The organism is Pseudomonas sp. FP1742, assembly GCF_030687145.1.
Classification (GTDB): Bacteria; Pseudomonadota; Gammaproteobacteria; order Pseudomonadales; family Pseudomonadaceae; genus Aquipseudomonas; species Aquipseudomonas frederiksbergensis_D.
The window spans coordinates 3,244,848-3,269,610 of sequence record NZ_CP117460.1 but is presented as its reverse complement, the minus strand read 5'-3'; the positions used below and the strand labels follow the sequence as shown (position 1 = coordinate 3,269,610).

The 24,763-nt window shown below is 58.9% G+C and carries 25 protein-coding genes; 17 read left to right on the top strand and 8 right to left on the bottom strand.

All coding sequences use genetic code 11. From position 1 onward, the window contains the following. Window positions 1-26: 26 nt before the first annotated feature. The gene (locus PSH64_RS14440; RefSeq protein ID WP_105345999.1) at window positions 27-551 is read left to right on the top strand and encodes a DUF4946 domain-containing protein; all 525 of its coding nucleotides are present in this window, start codon (window positions 27-29) and stop codon (window positions 549-551) included. Window positions 552-705: 154 nt separating this feature from the next. Here the strand turns inward: PSH64_RS14440 and PSH64_RS14435 are convergent, their stop codons facing one another. The 3 genes from PSH64_RS14435 to PSH64_RS14425 form a co-directional block, all read right to left on the bottom strand. After that, window positions 706-1,068: a histone-like nucleoid-structuring protein, MvaT/MvaU family gene (locus PSH64_RS14435; protein ID WP_105346002.1), complete on the bottom strand. Its 363-nt coding sequence runs from the start codon at window positions 1,066-1,068 to the stop codon at window positions 706-708. A 233-nt stretch (window positions 1,069-1,301) separates the two neighbouring features. Continuing rightward, window positions 1,302-2,837 (bottom strand): EAL domain-containing protein, encoded by a 1,536-nt coding sequence (locus PSH64_RS14430; protein WP_305481074.1) that lies wholly within the window; start codon window positions 2,835-2,837, stop codon window positions 1,302-1,304. A 103-nt stretch (window positions 2,838-2,940) separates the two neighbouring features. Beyond that, complete coding sequence (locus tag PSH64_RS14425) at window positions 2,941-3,813, bottom strand: LysR family transcriptional regulator (protein WP_305481073.1); 873 nt, start codon at window positions 3,811-3,813, stop codon at window positions 2,941-2,943. A gap of 78 nt (window positions 3,814-3,891) precedes the next feature. Here PSH64_RS14425 and PSH64_RS14420 point away from each other — a divergent pair, with 78 nt between their 5' ends. Both PSH64_RS14420 and hppD read left to right on the top strand, forming a co-directional pair. Continuing rightward, entirely contained in the window at window positions 3,892-4,839 is a 948-nt protein-coding gene (locus PSH64_RS14420) for a DMT family transporter (protein ID WP_305481072.1), read from the top strand. Between the two features lie 246 nt (window positions 4,840-5,085). After that, window positions 5,086-6,162, top strand: a complete 1,077-nt coding sequence (hppD, locus tag PSH64_RS14415) for a 4-hydroxyphenylpyruvate dioxygenase (RefSeq protein WP_105346011.1) — start codon at window positions 5,086-5,088, stop codon at window positions 6,160-6,162. A gap of 85 nt (window positions 6,163-6,247) precedes the next feature. Here the strand turns inward: hppD and PSH64_RS14410 are convergent, their stop codons facing one another. The 4 genes from PSH64_RS14410 to PSH64_RS14395 all read right to left on the bottom strand — a co-directional run bounded on the left by PSH64_RS14410 (window position 6,248) and on the right by PSH64_RS14395 (window position 10,550). Then, window positions 6,248-7,210, bottom strand: coding sequence for a transposase (locus PSH64_RS14410; RefSeq protein WP_305481041.1), 963 nt, complete (start codon window positions 7,208-7,210; stop codon window positions 6,248-6,250). A 241-nt stretch (window positions 7,211-7,451) separates the two neighbouring features. Next, window positions 7,452-8,330, bottom strand: a complete 879-nt coding sequence (rarD, locus tag PSH64_RS14405; protein ID WP_105346249.1) for an EamA family transporter RarD — start codon at window positions 8,328-8,330, stop codon at window positions 7,452-7,454. 237 nt (window positions 8,331-8,567) lie between these two features. Then, window positions 8,568-9,581: an aldo/keto reductase gene (locus PSH64_RS14400; RefSeq protein ID WP_305481071.1), complete on the bottom strand. Its 1,014-nt coding sequence runs from the start codon at window positions 9,579-9,581 to the stop codon at window positions 8,568-8,570. Window positions 9,582-9,650: 69 nt separating this feature from the next. Further along, a complete protein-coding gene (locus PSH64_RS14395; RefSeq protein ID WP_305481070.1) occupies window positions 9,651-10,550 on the bottom strand; it encodes a LysR family transcriptional regulator in 900 nt (299 codons plus the stop codon). A 100-nt stretch (window positions 10,551-10,650) separates the two neighbouring features. On the opposite strand from PSH64_RS14395, the gene PSH64_RS14390 reads away from it, so the two are divergent. From PSH64_RS14390 to PSH64_RS14380, 3 genes are all read left to right on the top strand, one after another. After that, on the top strand, window positions 10,651-11,367 hold the full coding sequence (locus PSH64_RS14390; RefSeq protein WP_305481069.1) for an SDR family oxidoreductase: 717 nt from the start codon (window positions 10,651-10,653) through the stop codon (window positions 11,365-11,367). Continuing rightward, entirely contained in the window at window positions 11,364-11,738 is a 375-nt protein-coding gene (locus PSH64_RS14385; protein WP_105346020.1) for a hypothetical protein, read from the top strand. Before PSH64_RS14390 ends, PSH64_RS14385 begins: the two co-directional genes overlap by 4 nt. Window positions 11,739-12,081: 343 nt before the next feature. Beyond that, complete coding sequence (locus PSH64_RS14380) at window positions 12,082-12,441, top strand: DUF6124 family protein (RefSeq protein WP_105346022.1); 360 nt, start codon at window positions 12,082-12,084, stop codon at window positions 12,439-12,441. Window positions 12,442-12,666: 225 nt separating this feature from the next. Here the strand turns inward: PSH64_RS14380 and PSH64_RS14375 are convergent, their stop codons facing one another. Next, window positions 12,667-13,977, bottom strand: coding sequence for an MFS transporter (locus tag PSH64_RS14375; protein ID WP_138867492.1), 1,311 nt, complete (start codon window positions 13,975-13,977; stop codon window positions 12,667-12,669). 169 nt (window positions 13,978-14,146) lie between these two features. On the opposite strand from PSH64_RS14375, the gene PSH64_RS14370 reads away from it, so the two are divergent. The 11 genes from PSH64_RS14370 (at window position 14,147) to PSH64_RS14320 (ending at window position 24,679) form a co-directional block, all read left to right on the top strand. Further along, window positions 14,147-15,277: a sugar diacid recognition domain-containing protein gene (locus tag PSH64_RS14370; RefSeq protein WP_305481067.1), complete on the top strand. Its 1,131-nt coding sequence runs from the start codon at window positions 14,147-14,149 to the stop codon at window positions 15,275-15,277. A 266-nt stretch (window positions 15,278-15,543) separates the two neighbouring features. Next, entirely contained in the window at window positions 15,544-16,686 is a 1,143-nt protein-coding gene (locus tag PSH64_RS14365; protein ID WP_305481066.1) for a glycerate kinase, read from the top strand. 331 nt (window positions 16,687-17,017) lie between these two features. Continuing rightward, a complete protein-coding gene (locus PSH64_RS14360) occupies window positions 17,018-18,643 on the top strand; it encodes a methyl-accepting chemotaxis protein (RefSeq protein WP_305481065.1) in 1,626 nt (541 codons plus the stop codon). Between the two features lie 40 nt (window positions 18,644-18,683). Further along, entirely contained in the window at window positions 18,684-19,871 is a 1,188-nt protein-coding gene (locus PSH64_RS14355; RefSeq protein WP_305481064.1) for a pyridoxal phosphate-dependent aminotransferase, read from the top strand. 96 nt (window positions 19,872-19,967) lie between these two features. Then, a complete protein-coding gene (locus PSH64_RS14350; RefSeq protein ID WP_305481063.1) occupies window positions 19,968-20,366 on the top strand; it encodes a hypothetical protein in 399 nt (132 codons plus the stop codon). Between the two features lie 105 nt (window positions 20,367-20,471). Continuing rightward, window positions 20,472-20,879 (top strand): hypothetical protein, encoded by a 408-nt coding sequence (locus PSH64_RS14345; RefSeq protein WP_105346040.1) that lies wholly within the window; start codon window positions 20,472-20,474, stop codon window positions 20,877-20,879. 97 nt (window positions 20,880-20,976) lie between these two features. After that, complete coding sequence (locus PSH64_RS14340; RefSeq protein ID WP_305481061.1) at window positions 20,977-21,663, top strand: isoprenylcysteine carboxylmethyltransferase family protein; 687 nt, start codon at window positions 20,977-20,979, stop codon at window positions 21,661-21,663. Continuing rightward, window positions 21,660-21,929 (top strand): DUF5676 family membrane protein, encoded by a 270-nt coding sequence (locus tag PSH64_RS14335; RefSeq protein ID WP_305481060.1) that lies wholly within the window; start codon window positions 21,660-21,662, stop codon window positions 21,927-21,929. The genes PSH64_RS14340 and PSH64_RS14335 overlap by 4 nt, the downstream gene beginning before the upstream one ends. 25 nt (window positions 21,930-21,954) lie before the next feature. Continuing rightward, the gene (locus PSH64_RS14330) at window positions 21,955-24,138 is read left to right on the top strand and encodes a heavy metal translocating P-type ATPase (protein WP_305481059.1); all 2,184 of its coding nucleotides are present in this window, start codon (window positions 21,955-21,957) and stop codon (window positions 24,136-24,138) included. Further along, a complete protein-coding gene (locus tag PSH64_RS14325; protein ID WP_105346046.1) occupies window positions 24,135-24,353 on the top strand; it encodes a hypothetical protein in 219 nt (72 codons plus the stop codon). The genes PSH64_RS14330 and PSH64_RS14325 overlap by 4 nt, the downstream gene beginning before the upstream one ends. After that, window positions 24,350-24,679, top strand: coding sequence for a DUF2933 domain-containing protein (locus PSH64_RS14320; RefSeq protein ID WP_305481058.1), 330 nt, complete (start codon window positions 24,350-24,352; stop codon window positions 24,677-24,679). Before PSH64_RS14325 ends, PSH64_RS14320 begins: the two co-directional genes overlap by 4 nt. Window positions 24,680-24,763 lie beyond the last annotated feature (84 nt).

Genomic DNA, 24,763 nt, shown 5'->3' with positions numbered 1-24,763 from the left:
GTCTCAATCCGTGAGTGTTCATTGCAATGATCCGATCCTGTCAATTGATGTTCGTCCTGATGTATCTGCTTACAGGTGTTACCAGTGCTCATGCAGAGGCTCCGGTCGTGACTTGGCCAAACGGATGGGTAGTCGAAACCGTCCCGCAAGACGAGGCCAAGCCCCAGGTTTCCCGGCAACGCGCAGTAAAGAACGACCAGAACGGCACACCGGTGATGGTAATGGAGCTGACCATGACTCAAGTGGAAAGCGGTCATCAGGTGAACCTGGAGGGTGTGTTGCTGGAAATGCGCAAGTCCGTGCAGAAGGACTTTTTCCAGGGCGGGTATCAGAGCGTTTGCACCAAAATTCACGCGACTACCTTGAGCCGGCTATCGGCGCTGGAAACTACTTGTACGATTACGCAGAACGGTCGACATGTTCTGTCTCAAACATTGGTCGCCGCGGTGGACGCCGATAAGGCCTATGTTCTTTCCTATGCGGGGCAGGCTGAGGTTTATAAGGCAAGTCAGGAGGACATCGAGGTCGCTCGAAACAGCTTGAAACTTTAGTTCAAGGTTTACGAATCAGCCGATTTCAGCGCACTGAGCTTTTTTAGATAGCCAAAGGGATTAAGCACAAAGTTGATTGGAATTGATCGTCGCATTTAGGCGCCACACATGAAAAAGCCCTGCATTGGCAGGGCTTTTTTATTGCCGCGAGTGCTTAGCCACGCAGCCAGGAATCAACGGTAGCGGCACCGTATTGTTCCTTCCAGGCTTTCAGGCCACGGTGGTTGCCGCCCTTGGTTTCAATCAGCTCACCGGTGTGCGGGTTCTGATAAACCTTGACCACCCGAGCGCGGCGGGTTTTAGGTGCTGTTGCCTGCAGGCCGGATTTTGCCGGGTGCGGGTCGAGGATGGCTTTGATGTCGCGCAAGCTCTTGCCGTAGGTTTTCATCAGCCCCTGGAGCTTTTCTTCGAATTCGATTTCTTTTTTGAGCCCGGCATCGTTCTTCAAAGATTCCAACTGCTTGAGCTGTTCTTGAAGGGCCTTTTCAGCTGCACGGAATTCAGCGAGTCTGGACAATATCTTTACTCCAATAGTGTGTTTGGCTGATACCAACCGCAAACAAAGCTATAAGCCAAGAGCCTTGAAGCGACTCGGTGATAATGACTCACCTGCCGATTTTGCACAGGTATGAAAAATTGTAGTAGTTAATTGGTCAAGAGTAAATCCTGACTTTTTCTTCATGTAACAAGAGTAGTCTTTTGATTCAATTTGGTGCGCATCATGATGGTCTCGGCGCTTAAAGTGGTTAGTTAATGATCACTTAATGCACTAATGAATTCGGTACCGGGCATCGGCCGTCCAAACAGATAACCTTGCAGGAAGTTCACACCGTGGGCGGTCAGATAGTCACTTTGCTCCTCGGTTTCCACGCCTTCGGCGACGATACCCAGATCGAGCTTGACCGAGAGTTCGATGATGCTGTCCAGAATGTGTCGGGAAAGGGCGTCGGCACCGATCATGGCGACAAAGCTCTGGTCGATTTTCAGGAAGTCCACATTGAACTGACGTAAATAACCAAGGCTTGAATGGCCGGTGCCAAAGTCGTCGATGGCGATCATCACACCCAACGCGCGAAGCTGCTCGAACAACTGCAGCGTGATGGCTGTCGGTTCGATGAGTTCACGCTCGGTCAACTCCAGCACCAGGTGGACACTGCCCGGCGCAAAGGTGCCGAGAAATTCACGGCAGTCCTCGACCAGCTCCAGGTCCCGACAGTGCCTGGCGGTGATGTTGATGCTAATGTGAAACGGACCGTCGAACGACGCCGACAAGGGCGCCAGTAATGCGGCGGTCTGTTGCATCAACGAACGAGTCATTGGCACGATCAGCCCGGAATGTTCGGCAAACGGGATGAACAGGTCCGGGCTTACAAGGCCTTCCCGGGGATGTTTCCAGTGCATCAATACTTCGGTGCCAGACCACAGCTTATTGTCGCCATGCACCACGGGCTGAAAGTAAGGAATGAATTCTGCGGCCTCCAGCGCCCGCTGCATTTCACGGCTGGGCGACATCGAGCGCTTCTGCAGCACATGCCCGATCGAACCTGACACCACGCCGAAGAACATCAACAGACTGAACAGTGGCGGGTATTCACTACGCATGTAACGCCAGGTTTCTCCTTCGGGGAAACCGGCGGCCACCGTAAAGGCATAACGCGAGGACGTCAGCGTACTTTGTGCTACCGGCAAGGCGGGCAGGGCGTCCTCGTGAACTTTGCCGTCGGCAGACAACCAGTTGGGACCGACTTGTAGCAACAGTAATGTCTTGCGGCCGATCAGGCGCAATTCGTTGCTCAGGTGATAACCGTTCAGCGTGGTCAATGCCCCTTTATTTCCTTCGCTGAGCCGGTACACCAACAGCGCGGTATTGGGCGTGACCGAGTTGCCGTTCATGAGCCATAACTGACCTTGGGTGTAGTCACCGGGATTGACCTTTTCCTGATATTCACCGAACAACGAACTGCAATAGAGGTTGTCGTCCCACACCAGGTTGGTCGAGCGCACGAAGGGCCGGCGCGTAACTTGTTCGCGCAAGGCCAGTTTGACGTCATTGCAGTTTTTGCCAGCCAGCGGCAGGAGCTCCTGCGCCGCTTGGGCGGTGTTGTCGAGCATCAGTTCGAACTGGCGAATGGATTCTTCGCCAGTCAGTTCAGTACTTTGCTTGAGGGTACGTTCAGCTTGCAGATAGAGAATGGCGACTCCCAGCAACACCGGGAGCAAACCGCTCAAAACAGTCACAGTGATCCGGATGCCACGCTTGCGGCGACTTTTGAGGTTCAGTGGCATTCGCAAATCCATCGCGATAAAAGAGGGCTCTCAACGGTTGGCAGGTCGACATGCCTCCCAAAAGAGTTCAGCCATGATAGTTGGCTATCGGCGCTTATGCCGCTCAACCTTTAATCAATCTTGAGGCCAGTTTAATAAAGGCCAGCGTCGCGGGGGATGACTGACGCTGATCGAGCACCGCCAGACCAACCTGGCGGCTGATGGGGGGTGACAGCGGTTTTTTCACGTAGCGGTTGTCGTTGTCGTCAGGCAGTGAGCTTTCGGCGACGACAGTCAAGGCATCCCCACGGCCTACGACGTCCAATGTGCTGAGCAACTGCGAGCAGCGATAGCGAATGTTCGGTGTCAACCGCGCTGCATTGAATAGGCGCGACACCAGCTCTGAAGACCCGGCTTCGGTCAGTACAAAAGGGTCGTGGCACAAGTCGCTCAAACTCACGCTGTCGCGACCGGCCAGTGCATGATCGGCAGGCAGCAGCGCGACCATCTGGTCTTCGATCAGTGCAATCGTGTCAAAACGTTCCTGGGGTAACACCACGAAACCAATATCGATACGCCGTTCTTCCAGCCACTGGATCACCTGGCGATCCGGCCCTTCATCGATATGAACCTCGATGCCCGGATGCGAGGCGCGGTAGTGCTGCAAGATCCTGGGCAACAGCTTGATCGATGAGGTCGGGCCGAACGAGCCGATACGCAGAGTGCCGGTTTTCATCCCGCGTGAATCGGCCGCCTCCTGGCGCAAAGTGTTGGCCAGCCCGAGCATCGCCCGAGCCCGCATTAATAGCTGCTGGCCGATGTCACTCAACTCGACCTGGGACTGATGCCGACGCAGCAGCTCGACACCCAACTCCTGCTCCAGCGACTTGAGTGCGTGGGAGACCGCAGACTGGGAAATCTCCAAACGATGGGCGGCCGCCGTGAAGCCGCGCAGTTCGGCCACCAGCGAGAAAATCTCGAGTTGAGTGAGGGTCATGAGCTTTTACTCATTTTACGATGATCGATCATTAGTCGAATGATACGCCACATGCCCGATTGCTGGCGGTGGAGACTTATGACTACGTGTGAACAGACCCTTGCGAACTCTTCGGATGTGCCGGTTTATCTGAAACTGGCGGCGGTCACCATGATCTGGGGCGGGACGTTCGTCGCCGGCCGGTTTCTGGCCGACAGCCTCAGTCCGTTATTCGCTGCGAGTCTGCGGTTCCTGCTGGCGAGCGTGGCGTTGCTGTTGTTCCTGCTGCTGGCGCGGGTGCCCTTGGTGCGACCCAGCCCCAGGCAATGGTTGCAATTGGCGCTGTTGGGATTCTTCGGGATTTTCTTCTACAACCTGTGCTTCTTTTACGGGCTGCATTACATCAACGCGTCTCGGGCATCATTGATCGTTGCGTTGAACCCGGCCGTGATCGGCTTGGCGTCGTGGCTGCTGTTCAAGGAGCGACTGAGCCGGGCGAAAGTGGCCGGTATTGCGATCTGTATTGCCGGCGCCAGTCTGGTGATCGTCAGTCGCAATCCGCAATTACTGGCCGGCAACGCCGATGCCTGGATCGGCGATCTGTTGATCTTCGGTTGCGTGCTCGGCTGGGGCATTTATTCGCTGTTCTCCAAAGGCCTGAATCAAACACTGGGGCCGGTGCAGACGGTGACGTATTCGATTTTGCTCGGCACGCTGATGCTCTGGGTGACCAGCGCTGTGCGGGGCGAGTTGAGTGTCGCGGCGCTCACCGGGCTCGGCGCACAACAATGGTTGAGCCTGATGTACCTGGGCGTGCTGGGTTCGGCATTGGCCTACATTGGTTATTACGACGGCATCCGCAAAATCGGCGCGACGCGCTCGGGCGTGTTCATCGCCTTGAACCCGTTGACGGCTGTTCTTCTTGGCGCGTTGTTGCTGGGCGAACAGCTGACACTGGCGATGTGCCTGGGCGGCGGGCTGATCCTGGCGGGGATTTTCCTGTGCAACAAACCGCTTGCGCGGGCCACGAAAAAGGGGATTGTATAAGAAGGCGGACAAACTGATTTACGCTGTGTAGAATCCGGTTACGCATATAAGAATAATCGTCTTCTGGCAGCAGAAGCCTCGCCCGCAAGAGCCTTGGGTCGACAATGAAGATATTTGGGTTTCAATTGATCTACGGTGACTTCCTCGCCCGCAGCGTGAGGGGCATCTCCTGCGCGCCACCCGCCGGTCTCAGCATTGCTAGCAACTAACGATCCGTTAATTCTAAAAGCATGATGAGGCGCCAAAATGGCAGATTTATACGAAAACCCAATGGGCCTGATGGGCTTTGAGTTCATCGAATTCGCATCACCGACCCCGAACACCCTGGAGCCGATCTTCGAGATCATGGGCTTCACCAAGGTCGCGACCCACCGTTCCAAAGACGTGCACCTGTATCGCCAGGGCTCGATCAACCTGATCCTCAACAACGAACCCCACAGCGTGGCCTCGTACTTCGCGGCCGAGCACGGCCCGTCGGTGTGCGGCATGGCGTTCCGGGTCAAGGATTCGCAAAAGGCCTACAAGCGTGCCCTGGAACTCGGCGCCCAGCCGATCCACATCGAAACCGGCCCGATGGAACTGCACCTGCCGGCGATCAAAGGCATTGGCGGCGCGCCGCTGTACTTGATCGACCGTTTCGGTGAAGGCAGCTCGATCTACGACATCGACTTCGTATTCATCGAAGGTGTTGACCGAAACCCGGTTGGTGCCGGTCTGAAGATCATCGACCACCTGACCCACAACGTGTATCGCGGTCGCATGGCCTACTGGGCCAACTTCTACGAGAAGCTGTTCAACTTCCGCGAAATCCGTTACTTCGACATCAAAGGCGAATACACCGGCCTGACTTCCAAAGCGATGACCGCACCGGATGGCATGATCCGCATCCCGCTGAACGAAGAGTCGTCCAAGGGCGCCGGGCAGATCGAAGAGTTCCTGATGCAGTTCAACGGCGAGGGCATCCAGCATGTGGCGTTCCTCACCGATAACCTGATCGATACCTGGGACCGTCTGAAGAAAATCGGCATGCGCTTCATGACGCCGCCGCCGGACACTTACTACGAAATGCTCGAAGGCCGTTTGCCGAACCACGGCGAGCCGGTCGATCAACTGCAAGCACGGGGCATCTTGCTGGACGGTTCATCCGAGCCGGGCGACAAGCGTCTGCTGCTGCAGATTTTCTCGGAAACCCTGATGGGCCCGGTGTTCTTCGAGTTCATCCAGCGTAAAGGTGATGATGGTTTCGGCGAAGGCAACTTCAAGGCGCTGTTCGAATCCATCGAGCGTGATCAGGTTCGTCGGGGCGTGCTCGCCACTGATTAAGCCGGTTCACCTGTAGAAAAGCCTGGTCAGCAGTAATGCTGGCCAGGCTTTTTTTTTGGATGGCGCAAATCCAATGTGGGAGATTCTATGTTGCAGGACAACCCTGCAACGGTCGATTCGGTTGGTATTCGCTCTGGTTTTTCATCAGAGCGAACGCCACCCGGGCGAGTTTTCGGGCAAGGATTACCAGGGCCTGAGTCCTCTTGAAACCTCTGGCCAGGTACCCTTCATAAAATGGTTTCCAGGTCGCTGAACGACAGGCGGCCATGGCCGAGTTGTGGGCCAGACGTCGTATTTCCGGATCCCCTTTCTTGGTCAGACTGCGACTCCCCGTCTTTTTTCCCGAGTCATCGACCCTCAAGTCCATGCCCAAAAAAGCGATGAAGGCATTGCTGTCCTTAAACTCGCCACGCAAAAAAGCCGTCGCAAATCCAGTTGCCGTCAGTACACCAACGCCTTCAATGGCCTTGCAACGCTCAATATTTTCGGCGGCTCCGGCCTCTTTGCTCAGGTCACGCAGCTGTTTTTGAATGGCCAAATCCGAGCGCTTAAACGTCTCCATCAGACATTTCAGCTCTTCTTCCAGGCGCGGCTCATTGGCCCAGCTCTGAGCCAGGCTGACACGCGCCTTGATCAGTGCTGCCCGTCGATGAAGCAGGCTTTGCAGGGCCTTGTAAGCCTTGGGCGGCGGGCTCCAAGCGCGTAACCCACCCTGTTCATGCGCCAGATACCGAGCCAGAAGACGAGCATCACACGGATCATTTTTAGCTCGTTGGCCGACACCGCGGCGGTAATGACTCAAGCGATAACCGTCCACGACGTAGACCTGATGACCCAACTCATAGGCCAACTCAACCGTGTCCAAGTGGTAAATGTTGGTGGCCTCAACGGCAATGCCACTTTTGGCGGGCAGCGTCTTGAGCCAACGTTTGAGTGCTGCTCGATTATTGGAGATGGCTTGTGTGGTTTGCAGATCGGCGCGATAGACGAGCACCTCAGCCTTGGCCACATCAACACCCACGACCGCTTGCGAAGTAAGGATTGTCATGACGAATCCTCGGAGCTAGGGTTTAAGAGCTTGTTGGGGTCTACCGTTGCGCTGGCTTGTCTCTATCGTCGGCCTAGCCGATGAATTCCTTATTGGCGCTTTTAGGTAGAAGGGGTGGGACGAAGTCTCCCACGGTCTGTACTGGCTAGAGTCAGAATCGGGCTTTTAGTCCCACCCACCCCTTCAAGTCTAAACATACAAGCGGGCTTGCTCGCTCCCACAGGGTTCGTCATTGCCTGGCTTATCGTCGATGCCGCATCAAATGCTTGAACCCTTCAAACACCAACACCACCACCGCCAGCCAGATCGGAATGTAGGTCAGCCATTCGCCGGCCTTGATGCTTTCCCCGAGCAGCAACGCAACGCCCAGCAACAGCACGGGCTCGACGTAACTCAACAACCCGAACAGGCTGAACGGCAGCAGCCGGCTGGCAATGATGTACACCACCAGCGCCGAAGCGCTGATTACCCCGAGTATCGGAATCAACAGCGACAGCCACGGATGTTGATCGAATACGTTAAAACCTTGTTCACCTCCCTGCACGAACCAGAGCGCCACCGGCAGCATCAACGCCATGTCCAGCCAGAGCCCGCCAAGGTTGTCCGTGGCCAAGCGTTTGCGCAGGATGAAATAGATTGGATAGCCGATCACCACCAGCAACGTCGCCCAGGAAAAACCGCCGACCTGATACAACTCGTTGAGCACGCCGAGGCTGGCGAAGAACACGGCGATTTTCTGCAGGTAGGAAAGTCGCTCGCCATAAACGATTCGCCCGGTCAGGACCATCGACAGCGGCAACAGGAAATACCCCAGCGACACATCAAGGCTATAGCCGTTGAGCGGCGCCCACATGAATAGCCAGAGTTGCAGGCCCAGCAATGCTGCAGACCCGATCAGGGCGACGAGCAACTTCGGCTTGGCGGCCAGCCGCCGAACAATCTCGACCACGCGTTTCCATTCCCCGGACACCACCATGAACACCGTCATGCAGGGCGCGGTCAGCAGCATCCGCCAACCGAAAATCTCCACGCCGCTCAAGGGGGAGAGCAGTGAGGTGTAGTAATACATGACGGCAAACAGCATCGAGGCTGTGACCGATAGAGCGATACCTTTAGACAAACTGTCCTCGCGTGACATTGATTGAGCATGAAGCGGGCGCAGAGGATACGTGGTTGATCAACACAAACCTAATGTGGGAGCGGGCTTGCTCGCGAAGAGGCCGTGTCAGTCGACGTCAATGTTGAATGCCCCACCGCTTTCGCGAGCAAGCCCGCTCCCACATTTTTGGCCGGTGTCGTACACAGAATTTGCGGTCGACACAAAACCCTGTGGGAGCGGGCTTGCCCGCGATAAATCTCAAGCCGAACGCGGTTTACGCCCTGACACAAAATGGCTCACATCATTGAACCCCGGCGTCGACGCGTGCCCCGATGTCACCAGCGAATCGATAAAGGCTTCATCTTCCGCCGTGATCTTCACCGCCTGCGCCTTGGTGTACGCATCCCACTGTGCTTCGGTGCGCGGGCCGACGATGGCCGAGGTGACGGCGCTGTTGTTCAGCACCCAGGCGATGGCGAACTCGACGATGCCCACGCCACGGTCCCGGGTGTATTGCTGGATCTGCTGGGCAATGCGCAAAGACTCAATCCGCCATTCGGTTTCCAGGATGCGTTTGTCCTGGCGTCCGGCACGGCTGTTGGCGTCCGGGGTCACGTCCGGCGCGTACTTGCCACTGAGCACACCCCGCGCCAGCGGGCTGTAAGGCACCACGCCGAGGCCATAGTTTTGCGCGGCGGTGATCTGCTCGGTTTCCGCCTGGCGGTTGACGATGTTGTACAGCGGTTGGCTGATCACCGGCCTGTCGACGCCAAGTTTGTCGGCCAAACGAATCACCTCGGCGATGCGCCAGCCGCGATAGTTCGACAGACCCCAATAGCGAATCTTGCCCTGACGGATTAAATCGCCGATGGCCGAAATCGTGACTTCCAGCGGCGTGGTGTGGTCTTCGCGGTGCAGGTAATAGATATCGAGGTAGTCAGTGCCCAGACGGGTCAGGCTGGCCTCGATACCATTGAACAGGTGCTTGCGGCTCAAACCGGTACGGTTCGGCACACCGTCCACCGGACCGTAGCCGACTTTGGTGGCCAGCACCCATTCGTGGCGGTGACTGGCGATCGCTTCACCGACGATCTCTTCGGAGCGGCCGTTGGTGTACACGTCCGCGGTGTCGATGAAGTTGATGCCCTGGTCCCAGGCCTTGCCGATGATCCGCAGGGAATCTTCGGTGCTGGTCTGTTCGCCGAACATCATGGTGCCCAATGTGAGGGTCGACACCTGTAAACCCGAATGACCCAGCGTGCGATAGCTCATGACGAAATCCTTTTACCGGTGAGAAAGCCTCAATCAAATACCAAGAACCGCAGCGCGGAGCAATCTGAATTATCGACGCAGTGCCTCACAACGCTCCTGCAAAAACGCTTGCAGCACTTTGACCCGTTCCGACACCTGCACCCGATGCGGGCACAGCAAATTGAACGGCACGCTTTCGCCTTGCCAGTCATCGAACAGCGTCACCAGCCGCCCGGCCTGCACATCGGCGGCGATATCGAGCCAGGCCTTATAGGCGATGCCATGGCCGGCCAATGCCCAGCGGCGGGCAACTTCGCCGTCATCGCTCAGGTAGTCGCCGTGCACATCGACCTCCAGCACCTCATCGCCACGGCTGAAACGCCAATTGTTATAGGGCCGACCATTGCGCAGGTAGAGCAGGGCGCCGTGTTCGCCCAGTTCCTCGGGATGCTGCGGCGTGCCGTGGCGGGCCAGGTACTCGGGGCTGGCGCAGGCCACGCGGCGATGCTGCGGCAGAATCGGCAGCGCTACCAACGTCGAGTCACTCGGCACACCGAAGCGCAGGGCCACATCGACCGTCTCGCGGAACAGGTCGGCATGGCGATCGTTGAGCAATAGCTGCAATTGAATATGTGGGTGTTGGCGCTTGAAATCATCCAGCCACGGCAACAGCACATTGCGCCCGAAGTCCGACGGCGCGGCCAGTTGCAGCACACCACTCAGGCCTTGGGTCTGTTGCTTGAGCGCTTGCTCACCCTCGGCCAACGCGGCGAGCGCCAGTCGCACACTTTCCAGATAACGCCGGCCTTCTTCAGTCAGGCGCATGCTTCGCGTGGAACGGGCCAGCAAGCGGATGCCGAGGCGGGTTTCCAGGCGTTTGAGGGCGATGCTGGCCGCCGCCGGGGTCAGCTCCAGGGCGCGGGCGGCGGCGGAAATGCTGCCGGAATCGGCGGTGCGGACGAAGATCTCCAGGTCGAGAATCGAGCTCATTGGTAAAAATCCTTTAAAGATCCTTCTGATTTACCGGGATTTTTCTTCGATTGGCAACCGGAGAAGATTGAATCTCCCTAACCCGACCGGAGATCGGCTCATGACACAACTCAACGCTTGCTTGCACAATCAGACCGTCGTGGTGATCGGTGGCAGCAGCGGAATAGGCGCAGCCGTCGCCCGGGCCGCAGCCGAGCGTGAAGCCCGTGTGGTGGCGGTGAGTCGCCGCCAGCCAGCGGTTGACCTTGATGCAAACATCCGACACGAAGCGGCGGACGTTACCGATGAAGCGTCGTTGCGACAGCTGTTCGAACGCATCGGCCCTTTCGATCATCTGGTGATCACGGCCGGTCCGGGTGTGAGTGCCAGACCGCTGGCCGACAGCGATTTGCAGCACGCCCAACAGGCCTTCGACGTCAAATTCTGGGGTACGCTGCGGGCGATCCAGGTCGCGCTGCCATACTTGAGCGCACGTGGCAGCATCACGCTGACCTCGGGTTTGTTGTCGCGCAAATTCGTCTCCGGGCAGTTCATCAAAACCACCTTGAATGCGGCGCTGGAGGCTTTGGGCAAGCAACTGGCCAAGGAACTGGCACCGCGCCGGGTCAACGTCATAAGCCCCGGCGTGACCGACACCGAGGCTTACGCCGGAATGGACGAAACCCAACGCGCCGCGATGTTTGCCCGTACCGCCGCCGCATTGCCGGTGGGCCGGGTCGGCACCCCGCAAGATCTGGCGGCAGCGTTTATTCTGGCCATGGAAAACGACTTTATCAGCGGCACCGTCATCGACGTCGACGGAGGAGGGTTGCTATGAGTTGGCACTTTGATCATCTGGCCTTCAACACCCCCGACGGGCAACCGTTGCAGGAGGCCTTCGGTTCGTTGTTGGGATTGGCGCCGGGACGCCGTCCGCCATTCCCGTTCCCCGGACGCTGGTTGTATCAGGATGCGCAGGCGCTGGTGCATGTGATCGAACAGCCGACGTTCGATGAAACGGCGTTGAGCCACATTGCCTTTCGCACCGACGAGGAGGCCGCGACGGTGTTGCAGCGGGTCCGGTCCAGCGGTTTACCGTATCAGGTGGCGCAGGTGCCGGAGGACGGGATCTGGCAGATTTTCGTGCAGATGCCGGGTGGGTTGTTGATTGAGCTGGATGCCAAGGCGGGGAGTCCGGAGGGTGTTTAACGGCGATGTTTAAAAGACATCTCCAGATACTCACTGAGGCTACATATTCTTGCGCCACTGCCTACGACTGCGCCAGAATCCGCCGGCTAGTGCGCCTTGAGCCTGGGCAGTATCGTTTCCTTGTCGCTGAAAAACAGCGATCGGGTTTGGTAGCCCGGGTCTCTAATTGCAAAGCACTGCCTTTTGCCGAGCCTTTTCGTCTCGTCTTTATGGTGGTCATGCGCAGGGCACCTTCGGGTGCGCCGTTTTCCTAGAGCCCGGTCTACCAACCTGCGTATGGCCTCCACCCATCGTTTGGTAGCGAGGGTGATGGCTCCTTTTAAGCGCTTTAGGAGTTTCATCTATGTTCAAACCAACACCCAATCCACCAGCACCCGACGACGTTTCCCCCTACGAATCCCTCGATTCCAAAAAACTCCACGAAGCCGCCGACCGCGCCCTCGACCATTACCTCAAACCACCCATCCCCAAAGACACCCAGCGCAAACCCAGCACCATTTACCATGTCGGTGAAAAGGTCGATAACGAAACCCTGCTGGTCAACGCCTGCGAATCCCTGGCGTCCGCGAGCATGATGCTCAGTGAGTTCGCCGGGCTGATGGACATGCCGCATCGCAACGTGATGCTGGGGATTCAATCGGTGGTCATGCTCGGCGAGCTGGCTGTCAACCGGGTGCTGGATAACCTCGATCCTCAGAACTGATTGATCCATTGTGGAGAGGGGGGCTTGTTGTGGCGAGGGGGCTTGCCCCCGTTCGGCTGCGCAGCAGTCGTCAATCCGGTGTATGCGATTTCTCTGATACACCGTGGTTACAGGTTTTGGGGTCGCTTCGCAACCCAACGGGGGCAAGCCCCTCGCCACGAAAGCAGTGGTGCATCCATGAAATGAAGAACGGCCCGAGAGGGCCGTTTTTATTTTCGCAGCAGCTTAAACCCGCAACGTCCGGGTCATGCGCAACGCCAGCAAACTCCCACACACAATCACACCCGCCAGCAGGTACAACGCCGCATCGGTCGACCCGGTGCTGTCCTTGACCCAACCCACCAGATACGGGCTAAGGAAACCCGCCATCTGCCCCATGGAGTTGATCAACGCCAGACCACCGGCTGCCGCACCCGCGCTCAGCATCGCCGTCGGCACCGGCCAGAACATCGGCAAGCCGGTGAGGGCGCCCATGGTGGCGAGGGTCAGGCCGAGAATTGCGATGGCTGGGGTGGTCGCGAAGTTCACGGCGATCAACAGACCCACCGCGCCCATCAGCATCGGCACCACCAAATGCCAGCGACGTTCTTTGCGCAGGTCCGCCGAGCGACCGACCATCAACATGAACACCGCCGCCAGCAAGTACGGAATCGCGCTCAACCAGCCAATCACCAGGTTGTCGCTGAAACCCAGGTTCTTGATGATCGACGGCAGCCAGAAGTTAATCGCGTAAACACCGCTCTGGATGCAGAAGTAGATCAATCCAAAGGCCCAGATCGCCGGGTTCTTGAACACTGCCCGCAAGGAGTCGGTGGTGGTTTTCGGTTTACTGGCCAGGTCTTCTGCGTGGTCGGCTTCAAGCACTGAACGCTCGTACGGGGTCAGCCACTTGGCGTTGGCATAACTGTCGCTGAGCAGGAAATAGGCGAGGGCGCCGAGAATCACGGTCGGGATGCCTTGCAGCAGGAACATCCACTGCCAGCCGGCCAAACCAGCCTGGCCCGCACCAAAGTGATTGAGAATCCAGCCGGAAAACGGGCTACCCAGCAGGCCCGATACCGGGATCGCCGACATGAACAGCGCCATGATGCGACCACGGCGGAACGTCGGGAACCACTGCGAAAGGTACAGCACCACGCCCGGGAAGAACCCGGCTTCGGCGGCGCCGGTGAACAGGCGCAGGGTGTAGAACTCGGTGGGTGTGGTGACGAACAGCAGGCAGGTCGAGAGCGCGCCCCAAGTCATCATCATCAACGCGATCCAGCGTCGCGGGCCGAATTTGGTCAGGGCCAGGTTGCTCGGCACGCCGCACAACACGTAGCCGATGAAGAAGATCCCGGCACCGAGGCCGTACACGGTTTCGCTGAATTTCAGCGCGTCGAGCATCTGCAGTTTGGCAAACCCGACGTTCACCCGGTCGAGGTAATTGAACAGGTAGCAGATGAAGATGAAGGGGATCAAACGCAGGGTAATGCGTTTGTAGACGGCGTTCTTGTCGTCAGCGTTGGCCAGGGTAGCAGTAGCGCTCTGTGACATGGCGGGCTCTCTCTTTATTATGATTTTTTGCGACGCAAGGGTAACGTTGATCGCCCGGTGAGTCTCGGCCACCCCCTGGGTGGTTGTCTTTGTGCCTGAGCACAGGGTTTGCGACCCTGGCCTGTGCGGGTGAACAACCCATCCCATCACGTTTTCAAGGATCCGCGCTATGTTCGAACTCGATCACGACCTGGCCCAGGACATCGTCGACCGGGCGATGGCCATCCTGCCCTATAACGTCAATGTCATGGACAGTCAGGGGCTGATTCTTGGCAGCGGCGAGCCGGAGCGCATCAACACCCGTCACGAAGGCGCGCAACTGGTGCTGGCCAACGGGCGCGTGGTGGAGATCGACGCGCAAACAGCGATCCATCTCAAAGGCGTGCAGCCGGGCATCAACCTGCCGCTGTTGCTCGATCAGCGTTTGATCGGTGTGTTGGGCATTACCGGCGAACCGGAGCAATTGCGCACCTACGCCGAACTGGTGCGCATGACCGCCGAGATGCTGGTGGCCCAGCGCAATCAGCAGGCCGAGCAGCAATGGCGGCGTCAGCGTTGCGACGATCTGTTGGCATTGCTGTTAAGCGAAGCGGGGGATTCGCCGCGGTTGCTGGATGAAGCGCAGCAACTGGGACTCAAGCCACAGCTGACACGGGTGCCGTATCTGTTCGAGTTGGGCATCGAACACGGCCCGAGCCAGACCGTCGAAGCGCTCAGCGCCTGGTTGACGTCACGCTACCCGGACAGTTGGTGCGTGAGCTCGGCCAAATCTTCATTGCTCTGGTGCCGCCCGGCTACGCCAACCGTTGAGAATGAACGGCTGCTGGAAAAACTCGATGGCCTGGGCTGGAACATTTTGCGCATCGCCGTGGGCGGGCAGGCCGACGGCTTGTCGGGGTTGCGTCGCTGCTATCGGCGGGTCGGCGATTTGCTGGCCTACGGGCGCGATGTGTTGCCGCATTCGCGCTTGTTGATCCTGAACCGTTATCGGCTGCCGGTGATGCTCTGGCGGCACCGCGACGACGATGCGCTGGATGAACTGCTGCGGCCGCTGCGTAAAGTCATCGCCAAGGACGGCAACGGGCAACTGCTGGCGACCCTGCGCAGTTGGTGCGAACACGACGGCCAGAGCCAGGCCTGCTCCGATGCCCTGGGCATCCACCGCAACAGTTTGCGCTACCGCATGGAGCGAATCGCCGAACTCAGCGGCGTCGACCCGCTGAAGCTCGACGGAATGCTCGCACTGTACCTTGGCGTCCAGCTCCTGCCACAAACCGAGCTGCCGACCACCGCTCCGTAGCAGCTGCCGAGCCTGCGAGGCTGCGTTCGGCGACGCAGTCGTCGTAAATTCTATAAATACGGCTTACCTGACACACCGCGCCGCATGATTTCACGACGGCTTCGCCGCCGAACGCAGCCTCGCAGGCTCGGCAGCTGCTACGACGAACAGTGCGGACAAGGGTTTTGTGGAAATGAACAATAATCCACATGGCCGCTTGTGCAGCGGACCGGCGTTATTGTTCAGCCCTGCTGGCAGCATGGACGCATTGGAACTGGAGAATTCGCATGAAAATCGTCATTGCCCCCGATTCGTTCAAGGACAGCCTCAGTGCCCAGGGCGTGGCCGAGGCCATTGCGCTGGGGTTGGCGCAGGTTTGGCCAGACGCACAATTGCTCAAGTGCCCGATGGCCGATGGTGGCGAAGGCACAGTCGAGTCGATTCTGGCGGCGTGCGACGGCGAACTGCGCCGCACCCGTGTTCGCGGGCCATTGGGCGCCACGGTCGATGCCGCTTGGGGCTGGTTGCCGCAGAGTCATACCGCGATCATCGAAATGGCCGAGGCCAGTGGCTTGCAACGGGTGCCGCTCAACCTGCGCGATGCCTGCACCAGCAGCACCTTCGGCACCGGTGAATTGATCCGCGCGGCGCTGGATGCCGGGGCGCAACGGGTGATTCTGGCGATTGGCGGCAGCGCCACCAACGACGGCGGCGCCGGGGCGATGCAGGCCTTGGGGGTGAAGCTGCTGGACGCGCAGGGCCAAACCCTGGCGCCGGGTGGTCTGGCGCTGGCGCAACTGGCCCGTCTCGATCTGAGCGACATCGACCCGCGTCTGGCCGCGGTGCGTTTCGACATTGCTGCCGACGTCAATAATCCGCTGTGCGGCCCTCACGGTGCCTCAGCGATTTTCGGCCCGCAGAAAGGCGCATCGCCCGAACAAGTCCTGCAACTGGATCTAGCCCTCGGGCACTTTGCCGAACATTGCGCGCAAGCCTTGGACAAAGACGTGCGCGATGAACCGGGCAGCGGTGCGGCGGGCGGCCTGGGGTTTGCCGCGAAGGCGTTTCTTGGCGCGCAATTCCAGGCCGGAGTGGAAGTGGTCGCCGAACTGGTGGGGCTGGCCGAAGCGGTCAAAGGCGCCGACCTGGTGATCACCGGCGAAGGCCGTTTCGATGCCCAGACGTTGCGCGGCAAAGCCCCGTTTGGCGTGGCGCGCATTGCACGCCAACACGGCGTGCCGGTCATCGTCATCGCCGGCACCTTGGGCGAGGGGTATCAGGCCCTGTACGAGCATGGCATCGACGCGGCGTTCGCCTTGGCAAGCGGGCCGATGACCCTGGAACAGGCCTGCGCCGAGGCGCCGCGATTGCTGCGTGAGCGCGCCAGCGATATCGCGCGGGTTTGGCGGGTGGCTGCCCGCAAGGCCTGATTAACACGCAGCCCTTGTGGGAGCGGGCTTGCTCGCGAAAGCGGCGGCACAGTCAATATTGATGTTGCCTGGCACACCGCTTTCGCGAGCAAGCCCGCTCCCACAGGTTTTGCGTTTTGACTCATAAGTGTTTCACCGCTGAAACACTGCTGTTCCCCTTGAAAAATATTTCTCCAACCCCCTGCAAAAATCCTAAACCCCGGCCGATACAGCCAATAGGCGTACACAAACCTATTACAACAGTGGCGCCAAACTGAAAGGTGCGCGCCATCGCCCGCCCGACAGTGATCACCGCAAGGATGCTCGCCGCCTCAATTACCGAGATCATCCTATGTCACTGCGTAATCTGAACATCGCGCCTCGAGCTTTCCTCGGTTTCGCCTTCATCGCCTTGCTGGTCATTGTGCTGGGTGTGTTTGCGGCGAATCGCATGTCGATCATCCGACAGGCCTCTATTGATATGGAAGCCACGCAGTTACCCAGCATCGAGTTTCTGGGCAATGTGACAGAAAACGTTCTGCGCCTGCGGATTCTCTCGTTTCGTGTGCTGGTCAACCGTGATCCGGCGGCGTTGCAGGAAGCCCAGACCCGCATCGGCGTGCTCGTCGACAAGGTGCGCAGCGCCCAAGCCAGTTACGCCGCCTTGCCGGCCGGCCCTGAAGAAGCGGCACTGTACAAAACCTTCTCGGCAACTCTCGATAATTACATGCAAGCCCAGAACCAGATGCTGGAGCTGTCGCGGCAGAACAAACTGGATGAGATGCGCACCCTGATCAATACGCGGATCAAGGAAGGCACCGATCAGATGGGCGAGCAGCTGAACAAACTGGTGGCGATCAACGCCGCCGATGCCAAAGCCGCGTCGGCCAAAGCGGGTGAATATTACAGCAGCGCCTTTACCGGTATCGTCGTGGTTGCGGTGATGGCTTCGCTGTTGACCGTGCTGCTGGCCTGGCTGCTGACCCGCAGCATCCTCACGCCACTGAACCGTGCGGTGCTGGCGGCGGAGACCATTGCCGGCGGCAACCTGAGCAAGGTCATCGAAGTCGACGGCAACGACGAACCGGCCCGTTTGCTCGGCGCCCTGGCCACCATGCAGACGAACCTGCGCAAGACCATCGAACAGATCGCCGGCTCCGCGACGCAACTGGGCGCCGCCGCCGAAGAACTCAGTACCGTGACCCAGGAAGCGTCCCGTGGCGTGCAACAGCAAAACAACGAAATCGAACAGGCCGCCACCGCCGTCAACGAAATGACCGCCGCGGTGGAAGAAGTGGCGCGCAATGCGGTGTCGACCTCCGAAGCCTCGAAGCAGTCGACCCAGGCCGCCCGTGAGGGTCGTGACCGGGTGGTGGAAACCGTCGACGCGATTCAGACCATGACCCACGACGTGCAAAACACCGCGTTGATGATCGAAGGCCTGGCCGCTCAGGGCCGCGACATCGGCAAAGTGCTGGACGTGATCCGCGCCATTGCCGAGCAGACCAACCTGCTGGCCCTCAATGCCGCCATCGAAGCGGCCCGTGCAGGGGAGGCCGGGCGTGGCTTTGCGGTGGTGGCGGACGAGGTCCGGGCGTTGGCTCATCGCACCGCGCAATCGACCCAGGAAATCGAGAAAATGGTCGCCGGCATTCAGAACGGCACCGGTGAGGCGGTCTCCTCGATGCAACAAAGCAACCAGCGCACCCAAAGCACCCTGGAAATGGCCCGTGCGGCGGGTGTCGCCCTGGAGCAGATCACTTCATCGATTCAGCTGATCAACGAACGCAACCTGGTGATCGCCAGTGCCTCGGAAGAACAGGCTCAGGTATCCCGCGAAGTCGACCGCAATCTGGTCAACATTCGCGACCTGGCGACCCAGTCGGCCACCGGTGCCCACCAGACCAGCACCGCCACCCATGAACTGTCGCGCCTGGCAGTAAATTTGAACGCTTTGGTGGCGCGTTTCGTGATTTGAGATAGGGTTGAAACTGGAACTCGCGCGTTAGGAGAAGTACATGCGCTATTCAGCCTTGACCCAGCGAATCGCCGGTGATGGAGCCGCAGCCTGGAAGATTCACGATCGAGCGCTGGAGTTGCGAGAGCAGGGCGTCGACGTGCTGCTGCTTTCTATCGGCGATCCCGATTTCGACACACCGCTGCCGATCGTTCACGCCGCGATCGACAGCCTGTTGGCCGGCGATACCCATTATTCCGATGTTCGTGGCAGCCGAACGCTGCGCAGCAGCATCGCCAAACGTCATCAGCGGCGCAGTGGCCAGGAGGTGGACGCCGATCATGTGATCGTGCTGCCCGGTGCGCAGTGCGCGGTGTATTCGGTTGCGCAATGCCTGCTCGATCCGGGTGATGAAGTGATCGTCGCCGAGCCGATGTACGTCACCTATGAAGGTGTATTCGGTGCCTGCGGCGCCAGCGTGGTGCCGGTGGCGGTGCGTCCGGAAAACGGCTTTCGGGTCGAACCGGCGGATATCGCGGCGCTGATCACCGAGAAAACCCGAGCCATTCTGCTCAACAGTCCGAACAACCCTTCCGGCGCCAGCCTGTCCTTGAATATCTGGCAGGAACTGGCGGCGCTGTGCGTGCGGCACGACCTGTGGCTGATCAGCGATGAGGTCTATAGCGATTTGTTGTACGAGGGCGAGCACATCAGCCCGGCCAGCCTGCCGGGCATGGCCGAACGCACCGCGACCCTTAACAGTTTGTCCAAGTCCCATGCCATGACCGGCTGGCGGGTGGGCTGGATGATCGGCCCGAAACCCCTGGCCGATCACGTGATGCATCTGTCGTTGTGCATGCTGTTCGGGATTCCGGATTTCGTCCAGAATGCCGCGCAAGCAGCACTGGATAAAGACTTGCCGGAAGTGGCGCTGATGCGCGAGGAATATCGCCAGCGTCGCGACCTGGTGTGTGCGAGGTTGAGCGGTTGCCCCGGCATCCGGCCGATCAAACCCGATGGCGGGATGTTCGTGATGGTCGATGTGCGCCAGACCGGGCTCGGCGCCCAGGATTTTGCCGAGCGCCTGCTGGAAGGCTATGGCGTGTCGGTGCTGGCCGGCGAAGCCTTCGGGCCGAGTGCGGCGGGGCATATCCGCATAGGATTGGTGGTGGATCAGGTGAGGCTGGCGGATGCGTGTCGGCGGATTGCCTTGTGTGCGGTGGATTTGCTGCAGGCGCGGCGGGCCTGACTGAGTCATCGACTAATTTGATATTGATCAACTTCTTCATCGCTTTGCTGGCTAGACTGAAAATCAATACGACGTAATAAGTCGAGGTTGTACTTCATGTACTGGTTCCGCCGGCACCGCCAACGCCTACTGCGCCTGATCCTCGCAGGATGGGTGGTTGCTGTGGCCGTAATGGCAATCCAGGGGTGTCTGGTACAGCCGATTCACAATTTGGCCGCGCCACACACTGTCGAGCAGCATGTTTTGGATGGTCATGCGCTTCACGCCAATGGTTGCCTTCAAAACTGTGAGGACACTGCCACGGCGATAAAACCTGGATTGCAGACGCCAGCATTGGATCCTGCCCACTGGGCCGCCCTGTTACTGCTCACGGCGGCAGTCATGATCCTGGTGCTTGATCCTGAGCAAAAATCCTCCCACGCCACTCTTGTACTGAAACGTCCCGCGCCGCCGGAAAGCCCGGTACGGCTGATGTTCCTCCGTTTCAACGATTGACCCCCTGCCTCAGAGTGGCGGAGCACTGGTTGCTCTGTCCTGCTGCGTCGCTTTTTCGCGACTCGGTCATTCCTGCTTATCCCCTCACAATCTCAGGAGTTCATCATGCAAGTGCATTCTAAATGGGTTCTGGCTGCCGTCTTGGTTAGCAATGCATTCATGGTCGCTGCCGAGGATGCGCATCACCCGGCTGACGCGCCAGCCGACGCAACCGTGAGCACCGCTCCGGCATCGACGGCCACAACCAAAGCCATGACCGAGCAAATGCAGAAAATGCAGGCGGCACATGACAAAGCGGCAGCGGCTGAAACTCCCGCTGAGCGCCAGGCGGCGTTGCAAGAAGGCATGAAAGCGATGAAAGACAGCATGGCCATGATGAGCAAGGAGCAGAGTGCAATGGGGTGTATGGGTATGTCTGGCGCCAAGGACGGTACAGGCAAAGGAATGATGGACATGATGATGCAGATGATGGAGCAGCAGTCGTCCATGATGGAAATGCCAATGAAAAAGTAAATGTGCGGTAGAGCTGCTGCAAATGACATGGCTCTGGCGCTGGATGGGTGAATGCAGCCAACACCCGTCTGATGTGTGTTGTTGAGGAGCACCCACCATGAACCATACTGAATCGGCCTACGGTCTCTGGTCGCTGGTTATCATCAACTCATTGGTGTTTATCCTGTTTGCCTTCAGCTTCACCCGGCCCAGGACGAGCCGCGATTGGCGCTCCTTTGGTGTGTTCTCGGCGTTCCTGGTGGCTCTGTTTACCGAGATGTACGGTTTCCCGCTGACGATCTACCTGTTGATGCCCTGGCTCACCCGTCACTTCCCTGGCGTCGACTTCCTCTCGCACGACGCTGGGCATTTGCTCGAAGTAATGATGGGGTGGAAGGTCAATCCACACTGGGGTCCATTCCACATTGTCAGCAACCTGCTGATCGCCGGCGGCTTCTGGTTATTGGCAGCCGCCTGGCGTGTGCTCTACAACGCCCAAAGCACTGGCCAACTGGCGCTCGACGGACCGTATTCACGGATCCGTCACCCGCAGTACGCTGGCTTCGTGCTGATCATGTTTGGCTTTTTGTTGCAATGGCCGACATTGATCACCCTGGCAATGTTTCCAATTCTCCTGTTGGTCTACGCCAGGCTGGCGAAGCGAGAAGAGCAGGAGATGCTTGCGCACTTCGGTGATGCCTACCGAACTTACTGTGAACAGACTCCGGCATTCCTGCCCTGGTCAGCCCCCCACAGCCCCAACACTCCGACTGGTAGCCCTCCAGGCTCAGGAAAACAACCATGAACGCTCCCTGGAAAACCGGCATTTCTCTGGCCCTGACCATGGCCATTTCCTACACCATCTGTGCGTTGCTCTATGCGCTATGGCCGGCGCAGGGTATCGCCTTTCTCAGCGCCTTGTTCCATGGGCTCGACTTCAGTCGTCTTCAAGCTCCGCAAGACTACAGTGTGGCGACTTTCGTCGGACCACTGCTGGTCTTGAGTGTATGGGGCGCGGTGGTCGGTACCTTGTTTGCGTGGCTGTCCGCCAAGCTGCATGGCAGGCCTTGATAGCTGCTTCGAGTAGGAGGCCGTGATGAGCGAATCACACATGCAGCACAGCCAACACCAGCAGGCGCTTGCATCAGGGAAAATGGCGAAAGACCCGATCTGCGGGATGATGGTTGATATGACCATGGCGTTGTCACGAGAACGTGGCGGGCGCACCTATTACTTTTGCAGCGATAGCTGCCTGCGCATCTTCGAGTCGCCAGAAAATGAACTGAAGGCGATGAAAACCCGCGTGACTATCGCCCTGACCGGTGTACTGGCCTTGGCACTGCTGCGTGCGGGCGCCTTCATCGCGCTGGCCGCGGGTGCCACCTTGCTGACTTGGGTGCCGATCCCGGCGCTCCCTTGGTTCACGTGGGGTATCTGGCTATTCCTGCTGGTAACACCGGTGCAGTTCATCGGTGGCTGGAGTTTCTACAAGGGGGCGTGGAATGCCATTCGCACCCGTAGCATCAACATGGATTTTCTGATCGCCCTCGGCACATCGGTCGCCTATTTCTACAGTGTCGCGGTGTTGTTCTTCCCGGATGTCCTGCCGGTCAAGGTAGCCGAGCGCGACGTCTATTTCGAGGTGTCGGCGGTCATCATCGCCTTCGTACTGCTTGGCAGGTACATGGAGGAGATCATCAAGAAAAAGTCCTCGGCGGCGGTACGGCGCTTACTTGATCTCCAGCCTGCGATTGCGCATGTGATTCGTGACGGACAAGAGGTCGACTTGCCCGCTGAAAACGTCATGGCCGGGGAGTTTCTGATGGTCAAGCCAGGCGAGAAAATCCCTACCGATGGCGATGTCAGTGAAGGTCAGTCAACGGTGGATGAGTCCATGCTGACCGGCGAGTCGATGCCGGTCGACAAACACCCGGGCAGTCCGGTGATTGGAGGGACGCTCAATGGCAGCGGGGTGCTCACTTTCAAGGCGAGCAGGATCGGTGCCGATACCGCACTGGCGCAGATCATCAGGATGGTTGAGGAAGCACAGACCAGCACGGCACAGATCCAGCGGTTGGCCGATCAGGTCACCGGCTACTTTGTGCCTGCGGTGGTGACGGTCGCGATACTGGCCCTGGTCGGCTGGTCTGTTGCGGGGAGTTTTCCGCAAGGGCTGTTGGCCTTTATCGCGGTGCTGATCATTTCCTGCCCCTGCGCCCTGGGCGTGGCGACGCCCGCTGCGTTAATGGTCGGTGTTGGCAAGGGGGCCGACAACGGCATCCTGATTCGCGGCGGCGAAGTGCTGGAGCGGGCAGAAAAACTGAGTACGGTGGTGTTCGACAAAACCGGCACGATTACCCGAGGCGAACCCAACGTAACCGATGTGATTTCGCTAGGCGCAGCGTCGGAACACGAGGTTTTGATGCTCGCTGCCGCCGTGGAGTCCGGTTCGGAACATCCGCTTGGTGCCGCGATTGTGCGCGCCGCCCGGCATCGCGATATCAGCCTGCCGAAAGCGAGCGACATCAAAGGGATTGCCGGTCACGGCATCGAAGGCAAGATCGACAATCGCACCCTCTGGCTGGGCAACCGGCGTTTATTCGCCCGCCAAGGCATTTCGACCGAGGCTGCCGAGGAGCACCTCATCCGTCTGGAAGCCGATGGCAAAACCGCCATGCTGGTCGGAGTCGATGACCGTTTGCTCGGTGTGATCGCCGTGGCCGATACCATTAAACCTGAAGCAGCCGAGGCCGTTGCGGCGTTGCAGGCCAGCGGCATCAAGGTCGTGCTGCTGAGCGGTGACAACCACCGTACTGCCGAAGCGGTCGCACGCCAGGTGGGCATCGAGCGAGTGATTGCCGAGGTCTTGCCGGACGACAAGGTCGCAGTGATCCGTCAATTGCAAAGCGAAGGGCAGGTCGTGGCCATGGTTGGTGATGGTGTCAACGATGCGCCTGCCCTGGCTGCCGCGGATATCGGCGTCGCCATCGGCTCGGGTTCCGATGTAGCCAAGGAAACCGGCGGCATCATCCTGCTCAAGAACGATGTGCGTGACGTGGTTAACGCGATCAAGCTGTCGCGCGCAACCATGGTCAAGATTAAACAAAACCTGTTCTGGGCATTCATCTACAACAGTATCGGCATTCCAATCGCGGCCTTTGGACTGCTTAACCCCATCATCGCTGCCGCCGCCATGGCACTCAGCTCCCTGTCGGTCATCGCCAACTCCGCGCTGCTTAAACGTGCCCGTATTGGTTTAAGCCAGGAGGCCACATCATGAAACGCGAAGTTTTGATTATCTGCCTTCTGGTCAGTGTCGCAGGTATTTCAACGGTGATTTACCTGTTGGGGCTGACGGGCAAATCGTTGGCCATAGCGGCGATATTCCTGCTATGCCCGGTCTTGGTCGGGGTGCAACTTTTTCGCGGCGTCCGCCAATTCGATAAGGACATGGCCGAGGCCCGTCGCAAACCCCACAGGAGGAATCAGTTATGAGACGCCATGACGCCCCCCTTCGCAGCGCCGGCCGTGTCAACGGGTTCTTCCTCGGCTTTCTTGCCATCGCCGGGTACTTCCTGTTGACCGAGCACCGGGCCCACGTCATTCCCTACCTGCCATTCCTGTTGTTGCTGGCCTGTCCGCTCATGCATTTGTTCATGCATCGTGGACACGGTGGGCATGGCGGTCACGAACAGGCCAATCGCGGTGAGCATGACGCGCACGGTGGCTGCTGCGGCCACCAGCACCGCGACGATCACGCAGGCCATGCGCCCGAATCCGTCGGTCAGTCGGACGACGCGACGCAACGCCCAGCCCCATGAGCGCCGTGCCGTATACCGCATGGAGGACAGCAGTAGTGAACAAGTCCTGGACAGTGGTTTCTTCAGCAAATCGACTTGCTGCGC